The sequence below is a fragment of the Kitasatospora sp. NPDC001261 genome (genome assembly GCF_042896795.1).
GTDB lineage: Bacteria > Actinomycetota > Actinomycetes > Streptomycetales > Streptomycetaceae > Kitasatospora.
This window is the reverse complement of sequence record NZ_JBIAXP010000005.1, coordinates 275,663-299,882: the sequence shown is the minus strand read 5'-3', so window position 1 is coordinate 299,882 and position 24,220 is coordinate 275,663. Positions and strand designations below refer to the sequence as shown.

General features: G+C 74.5%; 17 protein-coding genes and 1 pseudogene. 13 read left to right on the top strand and 5 right to left on the bottom strand.

Annotated features, from left to right (window positions below; translation table 11 throughout):
- Positions 1 to 92: 92 nt before the first annotated feature.
- Positions 93 to 767 carry a response regulator transcription factor gene (locus ACFY4B_RS09260; RefSeq protein WP_049649020.1) on the top strand — a complete coding sequence of 225 codons (675 nt, stop codon included), beginning with the start codon at positions 93 to 95 and terminating at the stop codon, positions 765 to 767.
- A gap of 177 nt (positions 768 to 944) precedes the next feature.
- Here the strand turns inward: ACFY4B_RS09260 and ACFY4B_RS09255 are convergent, their stop codons facing one another.
- The gene (locus tag ACFY4B_RS09255) at positions 945 to 2,210 is read right to left on the bottom strand and encodes an Ig-like domain-containing protein (protein ID WP_387967022.1); all 1,266 of its coding nucleotides are present in this window, start codon (positions 2,208 to 2,210) and stop codon (positions 945 to 947) included.
- 286 nt (positions 2,211 to 2,496) lie between these two features.
- On the opposite strand from ACFY4B_RS09255, the gene ACFY4B_RS09250 reads away from it, so the two are divergent.
- The 3 genes from ACFY4B_RS09250 to ACFY4B_RS09240 all read left to right on the top strand — a co-directional run bounded on the left by ACFY4B_RS09250 (position 2,497) and on the right by ACFY4B_RS09240 (position 5,978).
- Positions 2,497 to 3,717 carry a helix-turn-helix domain-containing protein gene (locus tag ACFY4B_RS09250; RefSeq protein WP_387967021.1) on the top strand — a complete coding sequence of 407 codons (1,221 nt, stop codon included), beginning with the start codon at positions 2,497 to 2,499 and terminating at the stop codon, positions 3,715 to 3,717.
- 261 nt (positions 3,718 to 3,978) lie between these two features.
- Positions 3,979 to 5,274, top strand: a complete 1,296-nt coding sequence (locus ACFY4B_RS09245; protein ID WP_387967020.1) for a sensor histidine kinase — start codon at positions 3,979 to 3,981, stop codon at positions 5,272 to 5,274.
- Positions 5,271 to 5,978 (top strand): response regulator, encoded by a 708-nt coding sequence (locus tag ACFY4B_RS09240; RefSeq protein ID WP_380779599.1) that lies wholly within the window; start codon positions 5,271 to 5,273, stop codon positions 5,976 to 5,978. Before ACFY4B_RS09245 ends, ACFY4B_RS09240 begins: the two co-directional genes overlap by 4 nt.
- Positions 5,979 to 6,086: 108 nt before the next feature.
- Here the strand turns inward: ACFY4B_RS09240 and ACFY4B_RS09235 are convergent, their stop codons facing one another.
- Both ACFY4B_RS09235 and ACFY4B_RS09230 read right to left on the bottom strand, forming a co-directional pair.
- Positions 6,087 to 7,256 (bottom strand): serine hydrolase domain-containing protein, encoded by a 1,170-nt coding sequence (locus ACFY4B_RS09235; RefSeq protein WP_387967019.1) that lies wholly within the window; start codon positions 7,254 to 7,256, stop codon positions 6,087 to 6,089.
- A 111-nt stretch (positions 7,257 to 7,367) separates the two neighbouring features.
- A complete protein-coding gene (locus ACFY4B_RS09230) occupies positions 7,368 to 8,528 on the bottom strand; it encodes a serine hydrolase domain-containing protein (protein WP_387967018.1) in 1,161 nt (386 codons plus the stop codon).
- Positions 8,529 to 8,905: 377 nt separating this feature from the next.
- On the opposite strand from ACFY4B_RS09230, the gene ACFY4B_RS09225 reads away from it, so the two are divergent.
- The 3 genes from ACFY4B_RS09225 to ACFY4B_RS09215 all read left to right on the top strand — a co-directional run bounded on the left by ACFY4B_RS09225 (position 8,906) and on the right by ACFY4B_RS09215 (position 11,043).
- Complete coding sequence (locus ACFY4B_RS09225; protein WP_387826791.1) at positions 8,906 to 9,262, top strand: WXG100 family type VII secretion target; 357 nt, start codon at positions 8,906 to 8,908, stop codon at positions 9,260 to 9,262.
- A 38-nt stretch (positions 9,263 to 9,300) separates the two neighbouring features.
- Positions 9,301 to 9,627 (top strand): WXG100 family type VII secretion target, encoded by a 327-nt coding sequence (locus tag ACFY4B_RS09220; RefSeq protein ID WP_049657206.1) that lies wholly within the window; start codon positions 9,301 to 9,303, stop codon positions 9,625 to 9,627.
- 78 nt (positions 9,628 to 9,705) lie between these two features.
- Positions 9,706 to 11,043 carry an EsaB/YukD family protein gene (locus ACFY4B_RS09215; RefSeq protein ID WP_387967017.1) on the top strand — a complete coding sequence of 446 codons (1,338 nt, stop codon included), beginning with the start codon at positions 9,706 to 9,708 and terminating at the stop codon, positions 11,041 to 11,043.
- Between the two features lie 71 nt (positions 11,044 to 11,114).
- Here ACFY4B_RS09215 and ACFY4B_RS09210 read toward each other — a convergent pair whose 3' ends face one another.
- Complete coding sequence (locus ACFY4B_RS09210; RefSeq protein WP_049660980.1) at positions 11,115 to 11,846, bottom strand: response regulator transcription factor; 732 nt, start codon at positions 11,844 to 11,846, stop codon at positions 11,115 to 11,117.
- Positions 11,847 to 12,115: 269 nt separating this feature from the next.
- Here ACFY4B_RS09210 and ACFY4B_RS09205 point away from each other — a divergent pair, with 269 nt between their 5' ends.
- Entirely contained in the window at positions 12,116 to 13,189 is a 1,074-nt protein-coding gene (locus ACFY4B_RS09205; protein ID WP_387967016.1) for a hypothetical protein, read from the top strand.
- A gap of 40 nt (positions 13,190 to 13,229) precedes the next feature.
- On the top strand, positions 13,230 to 15,968 hold the full coding sequence (locus ACFY4B_RS09200; RefSeq protein ID WP_387967015.1) for a right-handed parallel beta-helix repeat-containing protein: 2,739 nt from the start codon (positions 13,230 to 13,232) through the stop codon (positions 15,966 to 15,968).
- Between the two features lie 87 nt (positions 15,969 to 16,055).
- Here the strand turns inward: ACFY4B_RS09200 and ACFY4B_RS09195 are convergent, their stop codons facing one another.
- The gene (locus ACFY4B_RS09195) at positions 16,056 to 16,691 is read right to left on the bottom strand and encodes a hypothetical protein (RefSeq protein ID WP_049655550.1); all 636 of its coding nucleotides are present in this window, start codon (positions 16,689 to 16,691) and stop codon (positions 16,056 to 16,058) included.
- A 240-nt stretch (positions 16,692 to 16,931) separates the two neighbouring features.
- On the opposite strand from ACFY4B_RS09195, the gene ACFY4B_RS09190 reads away from it, so the two are divergent.
- The 4 genes and pseudogenes from ACFY4B_RS09190 to ACFY4B_RS09175 form a co-directional block, all read left to right on the top strand.
- Positions 16,932 to 17,234 (top strand): WXG100 family type VII secretion target, encoded by a 303-nt coding sequence (locus ACFY4B_RS09190; protein ID WP_049655551.1) that lies wholly within the window; start codon positions 16,932 to 16,934, stop codon positions 17,232 to 17,234.
- On the top strand, positions 17,234 to 17,731 hold the full coding sequence (locus tag ACFY4B_RS09185) for a WXG100 family type VII secretion target (protein WP_387967014.1): 498 nt from the start codon (positions 17,234 to 17,236) through the stop codon (positions 17,729 to 17,731). Before ACFY4B_RS09190 ends, ACFY4B_RS09185 begins: the two co-directional genes overlap by 1 nt.
- Before the next feature lie 91 nt (positions 17,732 to 17,822).
- Positions 17,823 to 21,851, top strand: a complete 4,029-nt coding sequence (gene eccCa / locus ACFY4B_RS09180) for a type VII secretion protein EccCa (protein ID WP_375874427.1) — start codon at positions 17,823 to 17,825, stop codon at positions 21,849 to 21,851.
- 104 nt (positions 21,852 to 21,955) lie between these two features.
- Positions 21,956 to 24,220 (top strand): annotated as a pseudogene (locus ACFY4B_RS09175) (hypothetical protein); the annotation flags it as partial.

Here is a 24,220-nt window from a genome sequence, read left to right as displayed (position 1 = left end):
TATGCTCAACGGCAGTTGAGGGGACGGAACGGGCGCTGCTGCTAGAATCGCGGACTTCCAAGGCTCGATGAGCAGTTTGCGGGGAATGCGGGATGGCCGAGGCGGTCCGGGTGCTGATCGCGGACGATCAGGCGCTGTTGCGCGGGAGCTTCCGTGTCCTCGTCGACTCGACACCGGGGATGGAGACTGTCGGCGAGGCCGGTGACGGCGCCCGGGCGGTGGAGCTCGCCCGGGAGCTCAGGCCCGACGTCGTCCTGATGGACCTGCGGATGCCTGTCATGGACGGCATCGCGGCCACCCGGGAGATCTGCTCCGACGAGACCATGGCCGGCGTACGGGTGCTGGCCCTGACGATGTTCGACATGGACGAGTACGTCTACCCGGCCCTCCAGGCGGGCGCGAGCGGATTCATGCTGAAGGACGCCTCGCCCTCGGACCTGGTCGCCGGCATCCGCGTCATCGCCACCGGCGAGGCCGTCCTGGCGCCCACGGTCACACGCCGCCTGATCGAGACCGTCTCCCGCACCCGGCCGACGGCGCGGCCGGCTCCGCGGCTCGTCGGGCTCACCAGGCGGGAGCAGGAGGTGCTCGTGCTGATCGCGAACGGGCTGTCGAACGCCGAGATCGCCCAGCGGCTGGTGATCAGCCTGCCCACCGTGAAGACGCATGTGAGCAGCCTTCTGGCCAAGCTGAACGTCCGCGACCGGGCCCAACTGGTCATCATCGCCTACGAGAGCGGTCTCGCCGAGCCGGGTATGCCCGCCTGACGCCTGACGCCTGACGCCTGACGCCTGACGCCTGACGCCTGCCCGAGGCCGTACCCGGGCGTGGTGGAGCCGCCGTGGTGAGGAGGGGCCCGGGGCCTCTTCCACGGCGGCTCCGCTGTCGCTGTCGCGGTCGGTGGCAGTCCGTCGGCTTCCGGAGCCGGTCGGTGCCGCCGGGGGCTACCAGTTCGCCCAGGGGAGGTTCCAGCCGCCCAGGCCGTTGTCGGGGGCGACGGTCTTCTCCTTGGTGTTCACGATCGTGACGACGTCGCCGATCAGCGAGCTGTTGAAGAACGCCCCCGCGCTGGAGGTGTCGCTGCCGCCCTCGGTGTCTTTGAGCGCGACGCAGCCGTGGCTGGTGTTCGCCTTGCCGAAGGGGTCGCCCTCGTACCAGTAGTTGCCGTGGAGGTAGGTGCCGCTCCTGGTCAGCCGCATCGCGTGCGGGACGGCGGGGATGTCGTACTCGTTGCCGAGGCCGACGGTCTGGGAGTTCATGTGGGTGACCTTCTCCTTGGACATGATCACCATGGTGCCGCCCCACGACGGGTGCTTCGCGTCGCCGAGCGTGGCGGGCACGATGGTGCTCTTGCCGTCCCGGACGACCGTCATCTGGTGGGTGGCGGCGTCGGCGGTGGAGACCTGGGAGCGGCCGATGCTGAACGGCTCGTCCTTGTCGACGTCGCCCCACACGCCCGGGGCGACCTCGACGTTCTTCAGCCGGTAGTGGATGGTCACCCTGGTGCCCGGCTTCCAGTAGTCGGCCGGGCGGAAGTCCAGCCGGTTGTCGTCGAACCAGTGCCCCTTCACCTCGGTGCCGTTGTCCGTCTCGAAGGTGATCGCCTTGGCGACGGCGTCCTTGTTCACGACCTTCGTGCTGAAGTCCACCTTGACGATCATGCCCACGCCGTACGTCTGGCCGTCGCCGATGTTGTCGTTGGTGGACACCTGCTTCTCGGGCGTGAGCGTGGTGAAGGCGGAGGTGGACGCGGCCACCAGGCCGTCGGCGTCCGCCGCCTGGGCGTTCACCGTGTACGCCGTGCCGGGGGTGAGCGCGGCGGCGGGCTTCCAGCCGGTGCCGTCCGGGGTGATCGAGCCCTGGACGGGCTTGCCGTCCTTGTCGGTCACGTCGACGGTGGTGAGCCTGCCCTTGGAGACGGACACCCGCAGGGCGTTCGGCGCGACGCCGCGGGCGCCGTCCTTCGGCTCGACGTCCAGCACGGCGGCGGACGTCTTCGAGGTGGTCGTGTTCGCGTTCCCGTCCCCGGTGGCGCCGGGGGCGGCGGTGGCGGAGGCGCCCGCCGGGCCGGCCGCTTCACCGCCCTTGCCCTGCTCGTCACCGCAGGCCGCGGTCATCAGCAGGACCCCGCCCATCGTCAGTGCCACCGCGCCGCGGTTGAAACGGTCGGTGGTGCGTATGGCGGAACGGGCCGCCCGAACAGTGCTCACAGGTGCTCCTTCTCGGTGTTGGTCGCCAGCTTGTCCGCCCGCTCGTCCCGGCCACAACGGTGAGCCGGCGATCAGGGACCCGGGGACGCCCGTACCTGCTCTGAGCTGGGAAGACGTAAGCTTCCTGGGACGCGTTCGCGGGATGGCGGAACCGTGGGACGGCGTGCCGCGTGCTTGTCTGCCGGAGCCCGCGCCACACCCGGCGGGGTCGGGGCGGGGGACGTGACGGTGCCGAGCCCGACTGCCGGGGGCGGGTGAAGGAACAGTGCCGAAGGGAATCGGGAAGTTGAGGGAGACGGACGAGGTCGCCCGGCTGCTGCAGGAGCTGAAGAGCCGGTCGGGGCTCAGTTACGGAGCGCTGGCGAAGCGGCTGCACCTGAGCACGTCGGCCCTGCACCGCTACTGCAACGGCGATGTGATGCCGACGGAGTTCGCCCCGCTGGACCACTTCTCGCGGGTGTGCGAGGCGACGCCGCAGGAACGCGTCGAGCTGTACCGGCTGTGGGTCGTCGTCCGTGCGACGCGTGGGAACAGGCCGACCGCCGCCCCTGAGCCGGTGGCACCCGCACCGCCCGCGACTGCGGTACCAGAGGCGGCCCCGGCACCGGAGCCCGTCCCGGACCGCGCCCCCGCGGTGTCGCCCCGGCGGCGCACCCGCCGCCGGGGCGTCCTCGCCGCGGTGACGGTCATCGCGCTGCTGGTCGCCGTCGGGGTCGTCGCCACCGGTCTGAGGCTCCGTCCGGACGGGGAGACCGACCCCGCCCGCGCCGCCGACGCCGGGTCGTCCACCGGATCCCCGGCCCCGTCCCTGTCCCCGCAGCTGTCCGCGGCCGCCGTCGCCGCCGCCGTCGCCGCTGCCGGGGCGAGCCCGTCCGGGGCGACCGGCGGGGCGGACCCGAGCACCAGCGCACCGATCAGCGTCGCCGTCCACCCGTCCGGCTGGGACGCCAAGTGCGACCAGTACGTCGTCAACCGCCCGCCGTCCGAGGTCCCCCGACCGCCCGCCGTGCCGGAGGCGGCGGGCTGGGCCTCCCAGGTCGGCGCGGTGCCGGGCCACTCCCGGTCGGTCAAGCTCACCGTGCAGGGCACTGGCTGGGACACCGTGCTGCTGACGGGTCTCAACGTCCGGGTCACCCGGGTCGCGGCCCCGCTCGCCTGGAACGCCTACTCCATGGGCGAGGGCTGCGCCGGTGGAGTCGGCGCCCGCTCCTACCGCATCGACCTGGACGCGGCCCGCCCCGTCCCGGTCGTGGCCGACGGCAGCGGCAGCCTGCCGGTGGTCGTGACCCAGAGCGAACCGGCGGTCATCGAGGTCACCGCCGAGACCACCACCCACGACGTCAGCTGGTACCTGGAACTGGAGTGGACCAGCGGCAACCGGAAGGGGATGCTGCCCGTCGACCTCGGCCACGGCACCCCGTTCCGCACCAGCGCGGTGAAGGACCGGCCGCTGTACGCCTACCCGGCGGGCGGGCAGGCCTGGGAGCAGGCCCCGGCCCGGCAGTAACGGCGACGACGGCGGCGCCGGGGGCGGGAACGCGATCAGGACCGGGGCCCCGGGGTACGGCCCCGGCCAGGACCAGGGGCCCGGTCCGGGATCGGTCCCGGGAGCCTGCCCGGGGCCGGGGGCCGCTGGGAGGATCGACCGGGGACGCCGGAGCGCTCCCCGGGCCGCGGGCCGCCGCGAGGGGACGGCTCACGGGCGGCGGTCTCGGTGGACCGGCGAGGCCCGGGGCGGCCGACCGGCCGTAGAGAGGAGCGCCACAGCATGTCGACGCACCACGGGCCACTGCTGCCACTGCCACTGCCACTTCGGCCGTCGCCGGAGCCGAGCGGCGCCGGCCTGCCCTGGACGGCCGGTGACGCGCTGGTGGCCGTCGGGGTGGCCGTCCTGGACCTCCTCGGCTACACGATCGGCGGCTCGGACGGAAGACCGCCGATCGCCGCGACCGCGCTGGTCCTGCTGGTACTGGCGGCCGTGCCGCTGCTCACCAGGCGCCGCCACCCGCTGGCGTCGCTGGCGGGGGTGCTGGTCCTCGGCCTGGCGCTGAACCTGAGTGTGTCGATGCCGCCGCACTTCACCGGCACGCTCTGCGTCGCGCTGTTCGCCGTGGCCCGGTCCCGCGGCGTCGCGGTGGCCGTGCCGGCCGGCCTCGTGGCGGCCGCCGTACCGCTGGTGGGCCGGGGGTATCCGCTGCCGCCCGCGGTGGGGGACGTGGCGGGCAACGTGGTCGCCGCGGCGCTGGTCGTCGTCACGGCCGAGGGGCTGACGTGGTGGCAGCACGAGGCGGAGGTCAGGCGCGGGCTGCTGGCCGACCGCGCGGTGGCGCAGGAACGGCGCCGCATCGCGCGGGAGCTGCACGACATCGTCGCCCACCACATCACCACCATGCAGCTGATGGCCGCCGGTGCCAGGGCCAACCTCGGCGGTGACACCGAGGTGGTGCGCGAGGCCCTGGCCACCCTGGAGGGCTCCGGCCGGATGGCGCTGCGCGAGATGCGCCACCTGCTCGACGTGCTGCGGGCCGACGACGAGCCGGACGGGGCGGACCGGGCTCCGGGCAAGGCTCCGGGCAAGGCGCCGGGCGGGGCGCCGTCCGCGCCGCAACCCGGGGTCGGGCAGCTCGGACAGCTCGTCGAGGAGTCCCGCAGGGCTGGCCTGCCCACCGACTTCGCGGTCCTGGGGGAGGAGCGCCCGCTGCCGCCGAGCGCCGGCCTGGCGGTGTTCCGGATCGTCCAGGAGGCCCTCACCAACACCCGCAAGCACGCGGGCCGGGCCGCCCGGGCGAGGGTCCGGCTGACCTACCACCCGGACCGGGTCACCGTCGAGGTGTCCGACAACGGCACCGCCGCGCCGCCCGACTCCCCGGCGGACGCCCTGGTGGGGGCGGGTGGTGCGCCCGGACCGCGGGCGGGCCGCACCGGGTACGGTCTGATGGGCATGCGCGAGCGCGTCGCGCTGCAGGGCGGCAGCATGGTGGCCGGGGGCATCGACGGTGGTGGCTTCCGGGTGGTGGCCAGTCTGCCGGTGGCGCCGGCGGACGGAGAGGAACGGCTCGGATGACGGGAACCACGGAACGGATCAGGGTGCTGATCGCGGACGACCAGCCGCTGGTGCGGCGAGGCCTGGCGCTGATCCTGGCCCCCGACCCGGCGTTCGAGGTGGTGGCCGAGGCGGACAACGGGCAGCGGGCGGTGGACCTCGCGCACCAGCACCGGCCCGACGTCGTGGTGATGGACATCCGGATGCCGGTCCTCGACGGGGTCCAGGCGACCGAGCGGCTCTCCCAGGAGCTGCCCGCGTGCCGGGTCCTGGCGTTGAGCACCTTCGACATGGACGAGTACGTGGTCGCCGCCCTGCGCGCCGGCGCCTCCGGGTTCCTGCCCAAGGACGTCTCCCCGGAGGAGCTTTCGGCGGCCGTGCGGACGGTGCACGGCGGGGAGGCGGTGGTGGCGCCGCGCCTGCTCACCCGGCTGATCTCCACCTACGTCACCTCGCCCCGGCTGCCGCGGCCGCCGGTGTCGGCGCCGGTGCCGGTCTCCGCTCCGGGTGAACTGACGCCCCGTGAGATCGAGGTGTGGCACCTGCTGGCCACCGGCCTCGACAACGCCGAGATCGCCTCGGCGATGGGCATCAGCGTCTCCACGGTCAAGAACTACATCACCAGCGTCTTCGCCAAGCTGAGCGTCCGCGACCGTGCCCAGGCGGTGATCGCGGCCTACGAGTCCGGTCTGGTCGAGGCCCGGTCCGCGAACCCGGCCGGCTGAAGCGGGCCGAGCAGGGCTGGAGTCGGGCTGAAGCGGGTCGGACCAGGCGGAAGCGAGCAGGGTCGGGCCGGCCCCCGGCGTGGGCAGGGGGCCGGCCCGAGGCCCGGGTCAGCGGCAGAGGGCCGCGTCCAGGGCGTCCGTCATGTGCTGCGCGCCGACCTCGCCCGGAACGGTGGTGACGGTGATGGTGGCGGCGCGACCGTCCTCGGTGACGCCGCCGCGGGTCCGGTAGCCGGGGGCGGTGCCGCCGTGGCCCCAGACGAGGCCGCCGCAGGAGAGCGGCCTGCTCTGCAGGCCCAGTCCGTAGCGGATCCCCTGGCCGATCAGATCGGCGGGGACGGTGGTGCGCATCTCGGCGAGCTGCGCCGGGGGCAGGAGCCGGCCGCCGAGGAGCGCGGTGAAGAACGTGTTGAGGTCGGTGTTGGTCGAGACGATCGCCCCCGTCGCCCAGGCCATCGAGGAGTCCATCTCGGTGTAGTCGAACCGGGGCGCGCCCGGTGTGCTGGGGAGGTAGCCGTGGGGGTGGGCCTCGTGGACGGTGGTGTCACCGACGGCGGGGAAGTAGGTGTGGCGCAGGCCGATGCGGTCGATGACGCGCTTGGTGATCTCCTCGCCGACGGGCCGGCCGGTGATCTTCTGGACGAGGAGCCCGGCGACGATGTAGTTGGTGTTGCTGTACGCCCAGCCGGTACCCGCGGGGAAGAGGGCCTTCTGGGCGAGGGCGCCGTCGAGGAGGTCGCGGGGCTCGAAGTAGCGGTACTGCACCGTGGTGAAGTCCGAGAGCTCGGGGGAGTCCATGTAGTCGGGCAGGCCGCTGGTGTGCTGGAGCAGTTGGCGGACGGTGATCTCGCGTCCGTCGATGCCGTCGCCGCGCAGCAGGCCCGGCAGGTAGGTCTCGATGGGGGAGTCCAGGCCCACCTTTCCTTCGGCGACGAGCTGGAGGACGACGACGGCGGTGAAGGTCTTGGTATTGCTGCCGGCGCGGATCTGCCCGTCCACGGGGACCTTGGCCCCGGTGGCGAGGTCGCCGACGCCGGCGGTGTAGTTGCGGGTGCGGCCGTCGCGGCCCTTGACGGCGGCCAGTGCGGCGGGCAGGCCGTCGTCCTTGACCAGGGCGTCCAGGCTCTGTTGGACGGTGTCGGGCCTGCCGCCGGCGAACGCCGTGGTCGGCGCCAGGACGCCGGCGGCCACGGCGGTGACGGTCGCCACGGCCGCCACCACCCGGTGCCGGCCACGGCGTCCGCGATGGGTTCGGTTGTGCTGTACGTGCTCGTTCATGGAGGAACTCCTCTGCTGGAGGCGGGAATTGGCGGGGCGGGCGGGTTCCGCGCGCCGAGGCGCGCGGAACCCGCTGGTCGTGGTCGTGCCGGTGCGGACGCTCGGACCGGGTCAGCGGCAGAGGGCCGTGTCCACCGCGGCCTTGACGTGCTGCTCGGCCGCGTCGCCCGGGATCATGGTCACCGCGACGCCGGCGGCGCGGCCGTCGTCGGTGGCGCCCCCGGAGCTGAAGTAGCCCGGGATGGTCCCGAGGTGGCCCCAGTACAGGCCGCCGCAGGACAGCGGGTTGCTCATCAGGCCCAGCCCGTAGCGGACGCCGGGACCCACCGAGTCGGCGGGGACGGTGGTGCGCATCTCGGCGAGCTGCGCCGCGGGCAGGAGCCGGCCGCCGAGGAGCGCGGCGTAGAAGCGGCTGAGGTCGCTCGTGGTGGAGACGACGGCGCCCGCCGCCCAGCCCCAGGACGGGTCCAGGTCCGTGTACTCGCGGAACGAGCCGTCGGCTTCCTGGTGGTAGCCCTTGGGGTGGGCCTCGCGGACGGTGGTGTCGCCGGGGGTGGGGAAGTAGGTGTGGCGCAGGCCGATGCGGTCGACGACGCGCCGGTTGATCTCCTCGCCGAGCGGCCGCCCGGTGACCTTCTGGATGATCAGGCCGGCCACCAGGTAGTTGGTATTGTTGTACTCCCACCGCGTACCCGGGGCGAAGTGGGCCTTCTGGGCCAGGGCCGCGTCGAGGAGCTCACGCGGTTCGTAGTACCGGTTCGGGTTGGCGAGGATGGCGCCCTTGTCCACGTACTCGGGCAGGCCGCTGGTGTGCTGGAGCAGCTGGCGGACGGTGATGCCGCGTCCGTCGATGCCGTCGCCGCGCAGCAGGCCCGGCAGGTAGGTCTCGACGGGCGAGTCCAGGCCCACCTTTCCTTCGGCAACGAGCTGGAGGACGACGACGGCGGTGAAGGGCTTGGTGTTGCTGCCGATCCGTATCTGGCCGTCCGTGGGGACCTTGGCCCCGGTGGCGAGGTCGCCGACGCCGGCGGTGTAGGTGCGGGTGCGGCCGTCGCGGCCCTTGACGGCGGCCAGCGCGGCGGGCACGCCGTCGTCCTTGGCCAGGGTGTCCAGGCTCGACTGGACGCTGTCGGGCCTGCCGCCCGCGAACGCCGCGGTCGGTGCCAGAACGCCGGCGGCCACGGCGGCGGCCGCCGCCACGGCTACCGCCACCCGGTGCCGGCCGTTGCGGCGGCGGAGCGGAAGGCGGTGGTGCGGTGCGTGCTCGTACACGGGGGTCCCCTCTGGTGGTTGGCGCCGGGGATTCCCGGCCTGCGGCAAGAAGACCATTCAGGGGCAAGGGAGTTCATCGGTTCCCAGGACGAGAGCGCACCCGGGAGCGGGCTCCCGGGAGCCGCCCCGGCCGGGACCGGGCTCCCGGCCGGGGCCGCGGCGGGGAGGGGGCGAGGCCGCGGCGGGGCGGGGGCGGGGCCGCGGCGGGGCGGGGGCGGGGCGGGGGCGAGGGACATCCGAAACGGTGACTGGAGGCGTCCCGGGGTGGTGGGGGAGGCTGGCGGCGACAATCCGGGCGTGGTGCTCGCGGCCGCGCCCCGACGGGTGGCGGCCGGCCGCCGCTCGCTCTCCGTCAGCAGACGTCGAAGGGGCCAGGGATGACGACGCCGGGCAACACCACGGGCAGTGGCGGTCCGTCGATGAGCGGCTACAAGGTCACGCCCGACGACGTCTCCGCGGCGTCCGTCTACGTGACCAACCAGGCCGGCGAGATCGACACCAAGATCGCCACGCTCCGGACGTACGTCGCGGGGCTGAGCGGCTGCTGGCAGGGCTCGGCGCACGGCGCCTTCGAGGTGCTGATGGCCGACTACGACATCTACGCGCGCATGATGCACGACGCGCTCACCGACATCGCCTCCGGGCTGCGCGGCAACTACGTCAACTACGTCGAGTCGGAGCAGGCGAACCTCGCCAACCTCCGCAAGGTGACGCTGCCCGCCGCCAAGTTCTGACGCCGCGTCCCTCCCCACCCCCTCCCAGGAGCACCGCGATGAGTTTCTCCGACGCCGTCCCGATCAGCGTCCAGCAGGACCTGGAGCACGCCGGCCCCTACCTCAACGCGCAGGCGGCCGACATCGCCCAGCAGCTGCACGAGCTGGCCATGTACCTGAACCAGCTGCCGGAGCTCTGGCAGGGCGCGGCCTCCGGCTACTACCAGGGGCTCCAGGCCGAGTGGAACATCGCGGCCGAGGGGCTGTTCGGCCCCGACGGCGTGCTCGGCCAGATCGCGCACGCCATGAACGTCAACTGGGCGAACTACAGCAGCGCCGAGTGGGCCAACTCGCAGACCTGGAACAACACCGCCGGCCGGCGCTGAGGCCGGGGCCGCCTCCGCCGTCGCGGTCGGCCGTCATCCGTACGACATTCCGCATGAACGAGGGCAAGAGAGCTACGCATGGCTGACGGGCACTGCCGAGTGACAGTGGTCGGCGAACACAAGCGGGTGGACCTCGCGGTCCCCGCCGCCGCCCCGATCGCGGAATACGTCACGACGCTGGCCCGGCTGGTCGGCCAGGAGGAGCTGGAGGCGCTGCCGGCGGCGTGGTCGCTGGCGGTGCCGGGCGGGCCGACGCTCCACCCCGTCTCCTCGCTGCGCGAGGCCGGGGTGCAGGACGGCCAGCTGCTGTACCTGCGGGATGCCGCCGAGGGCGAGTTCGAGGAACCGCTGGTCCGCGACGTCGACGAGCTGGTCGCCGACGTCGCCGACTCCTTCGGCGACCTGCGCTGGACCTCGCGCGCCCGCGCGGTCTGCGCGACGGTCCTGGGCGCGCTCGGCCTGGCCGCCGCCTGTGTGACGGCCGCCTCGCGCGGCGGCTGGTCCGGGGCGGTGGCCGGCCCGGTGGCGGTCGGCGCCGCGTTCGTCCTGGTCATCACCGGCTGGCTGCTGGGCCGTTCCACGTTGGACCTGCCGTCCCGGCTGGGCCTGCCGATCGCGCTGGCCGCCGTGCCCTGCGCGGCGGTGGCCGGCTGGTTCCTGCCCGACCCCGTGGACGGCAACGCCACCGCGGCGGCGCTGGGGGCGATGGTCGGCGCCGGGGCCGCGCTCTGGGCGGCGCCCTCGGTGGTCGCCGCCGCCGTGCTGCTGTTCGGCGTGGCCGGGGCGGCCGTGGTGGGGCTGCTGGAGGCGGTGCACGCGGACCTCGCCCAGGGCGCGGCCGCGGTGGCCGTGGTCGGCTACGGGATGCTGCTGATCGCGCCGTGGCTGGCCGGCCAGCTGGCCGCGCTGTGGCCCACCGAGCGCGGGTCGGAGGACGGCGCGGTCCGCGTGATGGTGCACCGGGCACGGACCCTGCTGCTCTGCTGGACCGCCGCGGTCTCCCTGCTGCTGGCCGTCGCGCTGGCCGTGCTCGGCTCGGCGCACGGCGGCTACCCGCCGGCGCTGGCCGGCTGCCTGGCGGTCGCCGCGCTGCTGCGGGCGGGAACCTTCCGGCTGCTCGCCGAGGCGGCCCCCGTGGTGGTGGCCGGCGCCGTCGGCCTGGCCACCACCCTGCTGTTCGCGCCCGAGGCGATGGCGGCTCCCGGCTGGGTCGGCCCGGTGGCGCTCTGCGTGGTCGGGGTGCTGATGGCGGGCACCGGGGTGGCGCTGTCCTTCCGCCGTACGGCGGCCCGCGAGGCCGCGCGGGCGCCGGCGCTGAACGTGCTGGGCACGCTCTGCGGGGTGGCCGCGGTGCCGCTGGCGCTCGGGGTGTTCGGCGTGTTCCAGAACCTCGCCGCGTTCGGACACCACCTGTGAGCCGGACGGCCTGCCGCCCGGTCCTGCCCCGGCCGGTCCCGGGCGGCCGGTCGGACGGCTGGTCGGAGGGCCTAGCGCCCGCTGAGCTGGTGGACCCTCAACTGCTCCGGGACGCCGAACCGGAGGGGGTCCGCCACCGCGGCGGGAGCCGTCGGGCCGGGGGAGGCCGCCGGCTCGGGGCCGGTCTCGTCGACGTAGCCCAGTTCGATCGCCTTGCGGGTCAGCTCCGCCTTGTTGCCGGCGTTGAGCTTGGCCCGGATCCGCTTCACGTAGGTGTTGACGGTGGCTTCGCTGAGCGCCATCAGCCGGGCGATCTGGCCGTGGGTGTAGCCCTGGGCGATCAGCCGCAGCGTCTCCACCTCGCGGCGGGCCAGGCCCTGGCTCTCGCCGGGGCTGCGACGGCTCAGCTCGGAGTGGAGGTGGCCGCCCAGGCCCGCCGCCAGGTAGAAGCTGCCGCGGGCGACCGCCTCGACGGCGGACAGGAACTCGGTGTCGTCGGCGTGCTTGGTGACGAAGCCGTACGCGCCGGCCTTGAGCGCGGTCAGCAGGTCCCTGGGCTCGGCCGACGGGGAGAGGACCAGGACCGCGCTGGTGGCGCTCAGGGCGCCGATCACGTGCAGGACGGACGTGCCGGAGTAGGGGGTGGGGTCCAGCACCACCACGTCGGGGCGGAGCCCGCTCTCGGCCAGGTCGTGCACGGTGTCCACCGAGGCGATCACTTCCAGCCGGGGGCTGCGGGCCAGGACCTGCTCGATCCCCATGCGTGTCATGCGGTGGTCCTCGACGATGCCTATGGTCGGCATAACCGGCCTTCCCTCTCTCCGTCTCCCGTGCGGTCGCGCCAGCTGAGCCGCGTCGGGAGGTCTGCGTCACGTGCCGTCACTCCGTTCTACGCAGCCGGGGCCTGAGATGTTCGGATCGGTTGCGAGACGGCGACGGCGCCCGCTCGCGCACGCTCCGTCGAACCATCAGTGTGCGGAGCGGCACGGGCTGTTCGTCCGGGCGCCCGCACCGGAACATGTCGTATTCGGTCGGGGGGCCGCGCGCCCGCCCGCGCCCGTGGAGGTTGATCATGGCTGAGGCCGAGCAGGACGGTACGGACCGGCGGAACATGGTGGCGGCCTTCGTCAAGGAGGTCCGGGGCGGGGACGGCGGCCCTTCGAAGGTGGTGCCGCGCGCCTGGGCGGTGGGCCTCACCGTGCTCGTCGTCGGTGCGGGCGCGGTCGGCGTCGGCATGCTGGCCAAGGGCGGTCAGCACGGGCCGGCGAAGGCGGCCGCCGAGCACCCGGTGACGGCCACCCCCTCGCCGAGCGCCTCGACCGGCTCCGGCCAGCCGGCGCCCGGCACCCCGGGCAACGCGGCCCCGCCCCTGGCGAACACCGACACCGGCTCCGGCGGTTCGGGCGGCAACCCGCAGGGCCGGCCGGCCCCCGCGCCCGGCGACAACGCGCCCGCGCCCTCGGGCGACAACGCGCCCGCCCCGGCCGGCGGCGCGCCGCTCGCGCCCCGGAACAACCAGGCGGCCCCGGCGCCGGCGGCTCCCGCCCCGGCCGCTCCCGCCCCCGCGGCGCCGGCCCCGGCGGTCCCGGCGCCCAACCTGGCGGCGGCCAAGTCCGCCGCCTACACGGCGGTGGCCGGCTACGGCTGCCCGTCCAACAGCCTCCAGGGCTTCTCCGAGGCCGGCCGGTACTCCAACGGCAGCGCCGGCTGGGTCAGCGTGGGCAGCGCCGGCTGGGCGCAGGACGGCTGCAAGGGCCAGTTCGACGCGATGCCGATGTCGGGCGACGCGAAGGAGGACGACCGGAGCAACTACGCCCTGTGGACCTTCTCCCCGGGCGCGGCGGGCCTGCGCACGGCCACCTGCCAGGTCCAGGTGTACACGCCCAAGGACGGTGACATCACGCACGTCGGCGGGGAGCCGGCGCACTTCGAGGCCTACGGGTCGTCCAGCCTCTCCTCCGGGATGCTGAACGCCTTCGACGTCGACCAGCGGGGCCACCTCGGCGAGTGGAAGGACGTCGGCACCTTCAGGACCACGACCGGGGTGCTGATGATCAAGCTGGACAGCCGGGGCCTGGACTGGCACGGGAAGACGAAGACCAACGCCCACCTGGCGGTCGCCCAGATGCGGGCGACCTGCAATTGAGCCCTGTGGGTGCGGTACCAGGCCCCGAAGGGGTGCGCGCATGAGCAAGACGTGGGTCAAGGTCGCCCAGCGGGGCTGGGGCGTCCAGCGCAGCATCGGCGCGGCGGTGCGCACGGCCGCCGACGGCGGGGTCGTCTCGGTGATGCCGGGCGAGTACGCGGAGAGCGTGCTGCTGGAGCGCGGGGTCAGCCTGGAGGCGGCCGAGGGGCCGGGGACGGTCACGATCGCCCCGGCGCGCGGGCCCGCGCTCACCGTGGCCGGCGGCAGCCCCACCGTGCGGGGGCTGCTGCTGCGCGGCGCCGACCCGCGGGAGCCGGCCGTGCTGATCGGCGGCGGCGCACCCGTGCTGGAGCACTGCGAGGTGGTCGGCGGCCGGGTCGAGGTGGCCGGGCGGGCCGCGCCGGTGCTGCGCGACTGCGCCGTCCGCGGGGCGGTCGGCGTCGGCCTGCGCCTGGGCGGGGACAGCCGGGCCGTGGTCGAGGGCTGCGCGGTGGCCGACACCGAGGGCGTCGGGCTGCTGGTCGCCGAGGGCGCCGTCCCCGAGGTGCGGAGCACCAGGATCGGCCCGAGCAGCGCCCAGGGCCTGTACGTCGGCGGCACCGGCGGCGGCTCGTTCGAGGGCTGCGAGGTGACCGGCAGCGGTGGCGCGGCCGTCCGGGTGGCCGACGCGGCGGCCCCGGTGCTGCGCGCCTGCCGCCTGCACGGCAACCACGCGGCGGGCCTGCACGTCTCGGCCGACACCCACGAGCCGCTCGCGGCCGGGTCGGCCGAGCCGGCCGAGGGCGGCACCGTGCTGACGGACTGCGAGATCACGGGCGCCGCCACCGTGGGCGTCCTCGCCGACGAGGACGCCCGGGTGCTGCTGCGGGACTGCCGGGTCTCGCGGACCGGCGGGGCCGGGATCGTGGCCGTGGACCGCAGCCGCCTGCGCCTGTACGACACCGTCACCACCGACACCGGCGACACCGGGCTGGCCCTGGGCCAGAGCGCCTCGGCGCGGGTCGAGGGCGGCGGCTTCCTGCGCGCCACCGGCAACGGCGTGTACGTGGCGGGCGAGGCCGAACTGGCGCTGAACGGCAGCGAGGTGGCGGACGCGGGCTTCAGCTGCCTGCACCTGGGCGAGGGCGGCTCCGCCGACCTGGCCGACTGCCGCCTGCACGGCACGCCGGAGCACGGCATCAGGGTCACCGGCAACTCCCTGCTGAGCGCCGAGGGCACCACCGTCGAGCAGGCCCGGATGGCCGGGGTCTCGGTGGAGGAGCGGGCCGACGCGGTGCTGCGCGGCTGCACCGTACGGGCCACCGGCGTCGGCGTACGCCTGGACACCCGCCACCGCCCGCTGCTGGAGGACTGCGAGATCGCCGCCACGGCGGGCGCGGGCGTGGAGGTCGGCGAGCGCACCGGCGTGCTGCTGAACCGCACTAGGATCCACGACACCGGCGGCTCCGGCCTGCTCGCGGCCGAGCGGAGCACCCCCGTGCTGGACGGCTGCGAGATCACCGACACGGCGGGCAGCGGCATCGTGGTGCGGGCGGGCGCCGACCCGCGGGTGCGGGCCAGCACGATCGCGCGCACCGCCAAGAACGGCCTGTACCTGGACGAGGGCGCGCACGGCCTGCTGGAGGACTGCGCGCTGTCCGAGACCGGCTACCCGGCCCTGTACGTCGGCGCGGGCGCCGATCCGGTGCTGCGCCGCTGCCTCGTCCACGACACCGCCGAGGACGTCGCGCTGGCCGAGCGGGCCGCCGCCGTGCTGGAGGACTGCCGGACGGAGCGGGTCGAGCAGGCCACCCTGCCGGCCGTCGGCGAGCCGGTCGCCCCGGGCACCCCGGCCGGGATCGCCCGGCCCTGGTCGCTGCCGGGAACGACGGCCGGAGCGACAGCCGGGGCGACGGCGGGGGCCGGCGCCCCGGCGGGCGACGGCGAGGCGGGCGGGACGGAGGAGCGGGACCGCGCCGAGGCCGAACTGGCGGCCCTGCTCGCGGAGTTGCACCGGCTGGTCGGCCTGGAGCGGGTCAAGCGCGACGTCGAGACCATGGTCAAGCTGATGCAGTTGGTCCGGCGCCGCAAGGAGCTGGGCCTGCCGCCGCCGCCCACCAGCCGCCACGTGGTCTTCGCGGGGAACCCGGGCACCGGCAAGACCACCGTGGCCCGGCTGTACGGGCGGATCCTGCACGCGCTGGGCATGCTCTCCAGCGGCCACCTGGTCGAGGCGGACCGCGGCGACCTGGTCGGCGAGTACGTCGGGCACACCGCGCCCAAGACCACGGCGGTGTTCCGCCGGGCGCTGGGCGGGGTGCTCTTCATCGACGAGGCCTACGCGCTGGTGCCGCACGGCCAGGGCGGCGACTTCGGCCAGGAGGCCATCTCGACGCTGGTCAAGCTGATGGAGGACCACCGCGACGAGGTCGTGGTGATCGTGGCCGGCTACCCCGGGGACATGCAGCGCTTCATCGACGCCAACCCGGGCCTGGCCTCCCGGTTCACCCGTACGCTGACCTTCGACGACTACCTCGGCCCGGAGCTGGTCGACATCGTCGCCCACCAGGCCGAGCAGCACCGCTACGACCTGCCGGAGCCGACCCTGGCCGCGCTGGCCGGGTACTTCACGGAGCTGCCGCGCGACGAGGGCTTCGGCAACGGCCGCACCGCCCGCCAGGTCTTCCAGTGGATCACGGAGCGGCACGCCCAGCGGATCGCCGACCTCGACGCCCCGACGGCCGAGGACCTGACCACCGTCCTGCCGGAGGACCTGCCGGAGTTGAGCACGGCGGTCTGAGGCGCGGCGGTCCGGGGCACGGCGGTCCGGCGCACGGCGCACGGCGCCCCGGGGCTCCCCGCCCCGGGGCACGGCGCCGGCGACCGGTCAGGCCGTCGGCCTCGGCGCGACCTCCGGGAGGATCGACCCGTGGTCGGCGGACGCGTAGGCCTGGCCCGCCAGGTCCAGCCGGGCCAGGTAGACGCCGTAGATCTCGACGGCGTCGGCCACCTGGCGCAGCGCCGTCTGCAGCTCGGGGTTGATGATCGGCGCGAACTTCTGGGCGGCCTTCTGGACGCCCTTGTCCGGGATGGGCCCCGTCCGCGCGATCGGACCCATCCCGCCGGCCATCCCCGAGTTGTCGTACCAGGTCCCGACGGGGGCGAACTCCTGGCCCCAGAAGGTGCCGCTGGCGACCACGGCGTCCACCTTGGCCTTCAGGGCGTTGTAGGCGTCCACCACCCCGGAGGTGGTGGACGCCCCGCTGACGATGACGGAGTAGACCGTCGACAGGTCCACCGAGAAGGACGCGTGGCTGGGCGGCGCGGGGGCGGTCCCGGACGGGCCGGTCCCGGACGGGGCGTTGGCGGGGTTCGTGAAGCCCTCGTTGAAGCCCGGGACGTAGCCGTTCTCCCACAGCATCTTCAGGGTCGGGTCGGCCGCGCCCCCGCCCGGCTTGGGGTCTCCGCCGCCGCCGTCCTCGGGCGACGGGACGTAGATCGGGGAGTTGATCGGGGCGACCACGCGGACCTCCGGAGCAGGGAGCGGGCAGTGAACAGGGCCATCCTCGCCCACCGGCCGCCCGGGGCGGGAGGTCCCCGTTCGGGGACGCCGGGGGGACAGAAAGCGGGTCTGTCCCGCCCGTCCGGCCGCTGCCTAGACTCCGCAGGGCCGACGTGCGTACGTGGACCAGCCGTACGCGGATCGGGCCGGGCCGGACCGGTGCGGACCGGCCGAACGACGAGCCCCCGGGGAGCGCCTGCCGTGGCCTACACCTTGCAGGAATTCAAGGTCGACCTGCAGCAACTGCTCGAAGCGTCCGGCACGCTGGGCGCCGAGAGCGAGAACATCAAGGGGGAGATCGACGCGATCGCGACGGCCCTGGCACCCCTGGAGACCGGCTGGATCGGCCCGGCCGGAACCTCCTTCGCCGCCATCACCAAGGTCTACAAGGACGACATGGTCGACCTGCAGAACCTGCTCGACGAGATGACCAGGCGGATGCGGTCGGCCTACCGGATGTACCACGACATGGAACTGGCCAACTACAACAACGTGCGCGCCTGATGAGCGTCGAACCCAACCCCGGCACCCCCGCTCCGGTCACGCCCGACTACGACACGGTCAAGCTCACCATCCCGCTGCACGAGATGGCGGCCGCCAAGGCCACCGTCGAGGCCTCCCTGAACAACATCCTGGACAGCCTGGTCACGATCGAGCAGACCCTCGCCGACCTCAAGCTGGGCTGGGCGGGACAGACCGCGGACCAGGCCAAAGCGATCTTCGACCAGTGGAACGCCTGCATGGCGGAACTGGTCGGGACCAAGACCAAGGCCAAGCCCGACGGCGCGGACGGGGTCTTCCAGCGGCTGATGATCGCCGTGGGCAGCGCGGCCGCCAACTACGACCACGCCGAGGACTTCATCGTCACCAAGCTCTTCGCGCCGCTCACCGCCGCCATCGGCGCCCCCTCGACGGGCTCCGGCGACCCGAACGCCTACAACCCGCCGCCGAAGGACCTCGTCAACGACAAGAGCAACACCGTGGTCGCCGAGATCTTCTGACCCCGCCCGACCCCCGCCCCGGCCCCGGCGCGCCCCCGCGCCAGGGCCCGCCGCACCACCGCCGCAGTCGAGCACCGAGAGGCACAACCAGGTGAGCAGGATCCCCTTCCACCGGCCCACCCGCGCCCTGCCGCCGGCCCTGCCCGACCAGCGCGTGGTGCTGCCCGCCCCGCCGCAGACCCCGCAGGGCGCCAACTCCTCGGCCAGCACCTGGCTCTCCCTGCTGCTGCCGCTGATGAGCAGCATCAGCATGGCCGCCTACATGGTGATGTACCGCAACCCGCTGCTGATCGCGCTGGGCGTCGGCTTCGTGCTGATCTCGATCGCCGCCACCCTCGCCGTCCGCCACCAGATGCGCAGCGCGACCCGGCAGACCAAGGACCGCCAGCGCGAGCGCTACCTGCGCTACCTGACCGACGTCAAGAAGACGGCCCGCCAGGTCGCCGACAGCCAGCGGCTGGCAGCCGGCTGGCTGCACCCCTCGCCGGAGCGGCTCTGGGCGCTCGCCGAGCGCCGCCGCCGGGTCTGGGAACGGCGCGCCACCGACAAGGACTTCCTCCAGCTGCGCCTGGGCCAGGGGCAGGGCCCGCTGGCCACCCCGATCCAGCTCGGCACCCGCAACGACCCGCTCGCGGAGTACGACGAGCAGACCCACGCCGCCGCGCAGCGGGTGGTCGACCAGGCCGGTACGGTCGGCCGCCAGCCCGCCCTGGTCGACCTGGTCAGGACCGGCGTGCTCAGCCTGCTCGGCCCCGCCGACCGGACCAGGGCGCTGGCCCGCTCGCTGCTCTGCCAGCTCGCGGTGCTGCACGCCCCCGACGACGTCACCGTCGTGGTCTGCACCGGCGGCGACCCCGACTGGGAGTGGGCCAAGTGGCTCCCGCACACCCACGAGGCCGGCGCCCCGAGCCCGGCCGGTGTGGTCCCGCTGGTCGCCGCCGAGTTCGAGGCGCTCGCCGACGCCCTGGAGGGCGCGATCACCCGCGCCCAGGCCGAGCGGACCACCCGCCGGCCCGTCCTGGCGGGCGCCCCCGCCCCGGTGATGCGACGGCTCGTCGTCCTGCTCGACCCGTACGACCCGGCCGCCGCCTGGGCCCGCGGCCCGGTGGCCACCTCCCTGCTCGAATCGGCCGGGCCCGACCTGGGCATCACCGTGATCTGCCTGGTCGGCGCCGAGCGCGACGAGCCCACCCGCACCGAGGTGCGCGCCCGGGTGGGCGAGGACGGCTCGCTGGTCCTGGAGGGCCGCAACACCGAGCTGTACAGCCGGGTCGAGGGGGCCGTCGCGGACGCCCCCGCCCCGGAGCTCTGCGAGCTCACCGCGCGGGCGCTGGCCCCGCTGAGCCTGTCCGAGGAGCCCGAGCAGCTGCTGGCCCGCACCATCACCCTGCCCGAGATGCTCGGCACCCCCGACGTGGCCGCCTTCGACCCGTCCGTCAGCTGGATCCCGGCCGGCGACGAGCGGCTGCTGCGCCTGCCGATCGGCCTGTCCGGCGAGGGCGACCCGGTGCTGCTCGACCTCAAGGAGTCCGCCCAGGGCGGCATGGGCCCGCACGGCCTGATCGTCGGGGCCACCGGCTCCGGCAAGAGCGAACTGCTGCGCACCATGGTCACCGGGCTGGCGATGACCCACTCCCCGGAGCTGCTCAGCCTGGTGCTGGTCGACTTCAAGGGCGGCGCCACCTTCGCCGGCGTCACCGGACTGCCGCACGTGGCCGGCCTGATCACCAACCTCGCCGACGACCTCTCGCTGGTGGACCGGGTCCGCGCCGCCCTCCAGGGCGAACAGCAGCGCCGGCAGCGGCTGCTGCGCGCGGCCGGGAACGTCGACTCGCTGCGCGAGTACCAGCTGCGCCAGGCGGCCGGGCAGTGCGACGTGGACGGCAAGCCGCTGGAGCCGCTGCCCTACCTGCTGATCGTGGTCGACGAGTTCGGCGAACTGCTCTCCCAGCGCTCCGACTTCATCGACCTGTTCGTCCAGATCGGCCGGGTCGGCCGCAGCCTGGGCATGCACCTGCTGCTGGCCACCCAGCGGCTGGAGGAGGGCCGGCTGCGCGGCCTGGAGTCGCACCTGTCGTACCGCGTCTGCCTGCGCACCTTCAGCGCCGCCGAGAGCCGCGCGGTGATCGGCACCCCCGACGCCTACCAGCTGCCCCCGATCCCCGGCTCCGCCTACCTCAAGGTGGACGAGTCGGTCTACCAGCGCTTCCGGGTCGCCCACATCTCCGGCCCGTACCAGGAGCCCGGCGCGGGCGAGGACGGCGCCGCGGCCGGCCTCCCGGTCGTGCCCTTCGAGCTGCGCACCGCGCCGCAGGAGGAGCCCGAGGAGCCCGCCGAGTCCCAGCCGCCGGCCCTGCCCGCCGGCCCCACCGAGATGGAGGTGGCGGTCGACCAGGTCTGCCGGTTCGGGCAGTCCGTGCACCAGGTCTGGCTCGCCCCGCTGCCCGCCGCGATCCCGCTGGACAGCCTGATCGGCCCGGTCTCCGAGCAGCCGGGGCGCGGCCGCCAGGCCGGCCTGTGGCCCGGCACCGGCCGGCTCGCCTTCCCCGTCGGCGTGCTCGACCTGCCCCTCCAGCAGCAGCAGCTGCCGCTCCAGTTCGACTTCGAACGCGTCCACGGCAACCTCGCCCTGGTGGGCGCGCCGCAGACCGGCAAGAGCACCCTGCTGCGCACCACGGTGCTGTCCGCGATGCTCACCCACACCCCCGACGAGGTGCAGTTCTACGGACTGGACTACGGCGGCGGCAGCCTCGGCCCGCTGGAGGCCGCCCCGCACGTGGGCGCCGTGGCCGGGCGCCGCGACGAGCAGCGGGCCCGCCGGGTGCTGGCCGAGCTCGGCCTCCTGGTCGCCGCCCGCGAGCAGCTCTTCGGGGAGCTGGGCGTCGACTCGGTGGCGGCCTTCCGGGCGCTGCGCAAGGCCGACCGGCTGCCGGCCGGGACCCGGGCCGCCGACGTCTTCCTGCTGCTGGACAACTGGGGCGCGATCCGCACCGAACTGGAGGGCGCCGAGGCCTCGGTGCTGGACATCGCCTCCCGCGGCCTGGGCGTGGGCGTGCACGTGATCGTCACCGCCAACCGCTGGGCCGACATCCGGCCGAACCTGCGCGACAGCTTCTCCGGGCGCCTGGAGCTGCGGCTGAACGAGCCCACCGAGTCGGAGGTCAGCCGCCAGGCGAGCCGGCAGGTCCCCAACATCCAGGGCCGCGGCATCGTGTCGCCCGGCGTGCTGTACCAGGCCGTGCTGCCCCGGCTGGACGGCCGCGAGGGTACCGACGGCCTGGCCGAGGCCCAGGAGGACGCGCTCGGCAAGATCGCCGCCTCCTGGCCGGGCGCCGGCGCCCCGCCGGTGCTGATGCTGCCCGACCGGGTGCTGCTCGAGGACCTCGACCCCGCGGGGACGGCCGGATTCGCCGCGGACGAGGTGCCGATCGGCGTCGGCGAGCGCGACCTGGCGCCGGTCGGCCTGGCGATGGGGCCGGGCGACCCGCACTTCCTGGTGTTCGGCGACGCCGGCAGCGGCAAGTCCGCCTTCCTGCGCACCTGGATGGCCGCCACGGCCGCCCGGAGCACCGCCTGGGAGTCCCGGTTCATGGTGATCGACTACCGGCGCAGCCTGCTGGACGCGGTGCCGGAGGACTACATCGGCGCCTACGCGGGCGACGCGGCCGCCGCCGAGGCCTACGTCGACCAGCTGGTCGCCAAGCTGGCCGAGCGGATGCCGCCGCCCGGCATCACGGCCGCCCAGCTCCGCGCCCGGGACTGGTGGGACGGTCCCGAGCTGTACGTGGTGGTGGACGACTACGACCTGGTCGCGGTCGGCCACCAGTCCCCGCTGGCCAGGCTCGCCGACTACGTCACCCAGGCCCGTGAGATCGGCCTGCACGTGGTGCTGGCCCGCCGGGTGGCCGGGGTCGGACGCCCGCTGATGTCCGACCCGCTGCTCTCCCGGCTCAAGGACCTCGGCACCGGCGGCCTGATCCTCTCCGGCGACCCGCGCGAGGGCGTCCTGCTGGGCGACCAGCGCGCGGCCCAGCGCCCCCCGGGCCGCGGCGTCCTCGTCCGGCGCTCCGGACCGGCCAGGCTGCTCCAGGTCGCGCTCCGCGAGGAGGAGCCGGCCTGACCAGCCGGGCTCCTCCCACCGGGCCGGGGGCTCTCGCAGCCCCCGGCCCGTTCGTACCTTCCCGCCCGCGCTCTCCGCGGCAGTTGCTTCGAGGTGGATCCCCGATGGCCGACAACGGCTTCAGCATCAGCGACATCTACGCCCTGGGCAACCAGTGGATCGAGCTGGGCAACACGGTGTACGCGGCCCGGTACGGCACCAGCATGGCCATGGACAAGTTCCAGTGGACCGGTGACGGCATGGTGGCCGCGCACGACGCCTGGAACCTCGTCGGCAACAGCGTGCTCGACCCGGCGGTCACCACCTGCTGGAAGATCGGCGACGCCATCAACGACTACGGCCGGGCGCTGGAGAAGATCATGGCCGCCGAGCAGAAGGCCGCCAACGCGGCCGGGCTGGCCAGCATCATCGCCACCATCCTCGGGTTCGTCCTCCCCTTCGGCCTGGGCCTGCTGGCCAGGCTGATCGCGCCGCTCCTCGAAGGCCTCATCACCCTCATCACCAACATCCTGAGGACGATCGGCGAGAGCCTGCAGACCATCCTCAACATCGGCGCCTTCATCGGCGGCGCCGTGGCCGGCGGCCTGCTCCAGCTGGGCACCGACCTGCTGGCCCAGCTGATCGCCGACAAGATCTACGACGTCCCGTTCGAGATCGACTGGGCCGCCGAGGGCATGAGCATGGGCTTCGGGGCCGTCTTCGGCGGCCTCGGGGGCCTGGCCGGTCTGCGCGGACCCAAGGAGGTCGGGATCGGCGGCGGCCCCAAGGGGGTCGGGGGCAAGGGCGTGACCCCGCCGAAGGTCGACCCGCCGGGTGTGAAGCCCCCGGTCACCGAGCACGTCCCGCTGCCGGGGCGCGGCTCCGTGCCGCTTCCGGAAGGGCCGGGGTCCATCGGCGGAGTCACCCCGGGCGGCATCGGCAAGGTCCCGCCGCCGGAGCTGTTCCCGGGCGGCGGCAAGCCGCTGGGCGCCGAACCGGGCAGCGTGCCGCCGGGACGCTCGCCCGTCGCCCCCGGCGGGGTGGAGCCCCCCAAGACCGGGATCCCCCACGAGGCCCCCGGCAGCACCCCGCCCGGCCCGCCCAGGACCACGACGCCCGGCCGGGGCCCCGAGCCGGTGACCCGGGAGCCCGGCCAGCTCGACCCGTCGGGAACCCACCAGCCGACCCCCGGCGGTCAGGTGAAGCCCGGGACCGGAGTGCACGAGCCCGGGGCGGGCGGGATCGGCAACGTCGCCCCGCCGAAGAGCACCGGCGGCCAGATCGGCGGCCAGGAGACGCACGGGCCGCTGGGCGGCAAGGACGGCTCGCTGCCCGACGCCACCTCGCGCTCCGTCAACGAGACGGGCGGGAACGGCGGTTCGCGCGGCACCGGCAACGGCAACGGCACCGGCAACGTCACCCGGCCCGGCCCGAACGAGCAGACCCCCGGCCACTCGCAGTCCGAGACGCCCGTCGACAACCAGACCTACAAGGCCTCCTTCGACCGGCAGCCCGGCGGAACGCGGCCCGGCAGCGACGTCGGCGCCAACGGCCGGCCGTCCTCGGCCTCCGCCCGCGTCGAGGGCGACAACGCCGTTGTGGCCACGGACCGCAACTCGCTCTCCGCGAAGACCCCCGGAAACCACGACGGCCTCCCCGGGGGCAACAACAACCGGCCCGAGGGCGTGAAGCAGCCCCTCAAGGAGGGGGCGGAGGCGCCCGCGAACAACCAGCGGACCGCCACCGGAGGCGGCACCACCCCCCGCGACACCCCGCTGGAGCCGATGCGGGACAACGGGAAGTCCGGCGGCTCCTCCGGTTCCGCGCCCAAGGGCAACGAGCGGACCAACCAGTCGACCGGGGGGCAGAAGCCCCTGACGAGGGAACTGGAGCCCCAGGCACCGGAGAACAGCAACCGGCAGTCGACCGCCTCCTCGGCGCGGGAGCACGAGGGCAGCACCAACGGGACGAAGCAGACCACCTCCGAGAGCACGGCCCCGGGCAAGGGGGACCGGCCGACCTCGGAGCAGACCCGGCAGAACGGCCAGCAGGAGGGGACGACCGGGAAGTCGGAGGGTGTGGCGTCGAAGAAGCCCTCGACGCGGCCGTTCGGTGCCAGGAAGGTGATGACCATCGCCGACCTCCCCCCGGAGGGGGCGGGGCCGAAGAGTGGCGCCCCGGAACCGGGGATGCGACCCGGCAGTTCCAACGTGAGGACCCTCAACGACCTCCCGAGCGAACACGGGGCGGGCGGCTCGGCGAAGGGCGGATCGTCGGGGGAGAAGCCGCTGGTCGACCGGGGTTCCGGGTCCACGTTGGACGGGAAGCCCGGTGAGAAGTGGGTGTCCCGGGATTCGGCTGATCGCAGGTCGATGACCATGGACGACCTC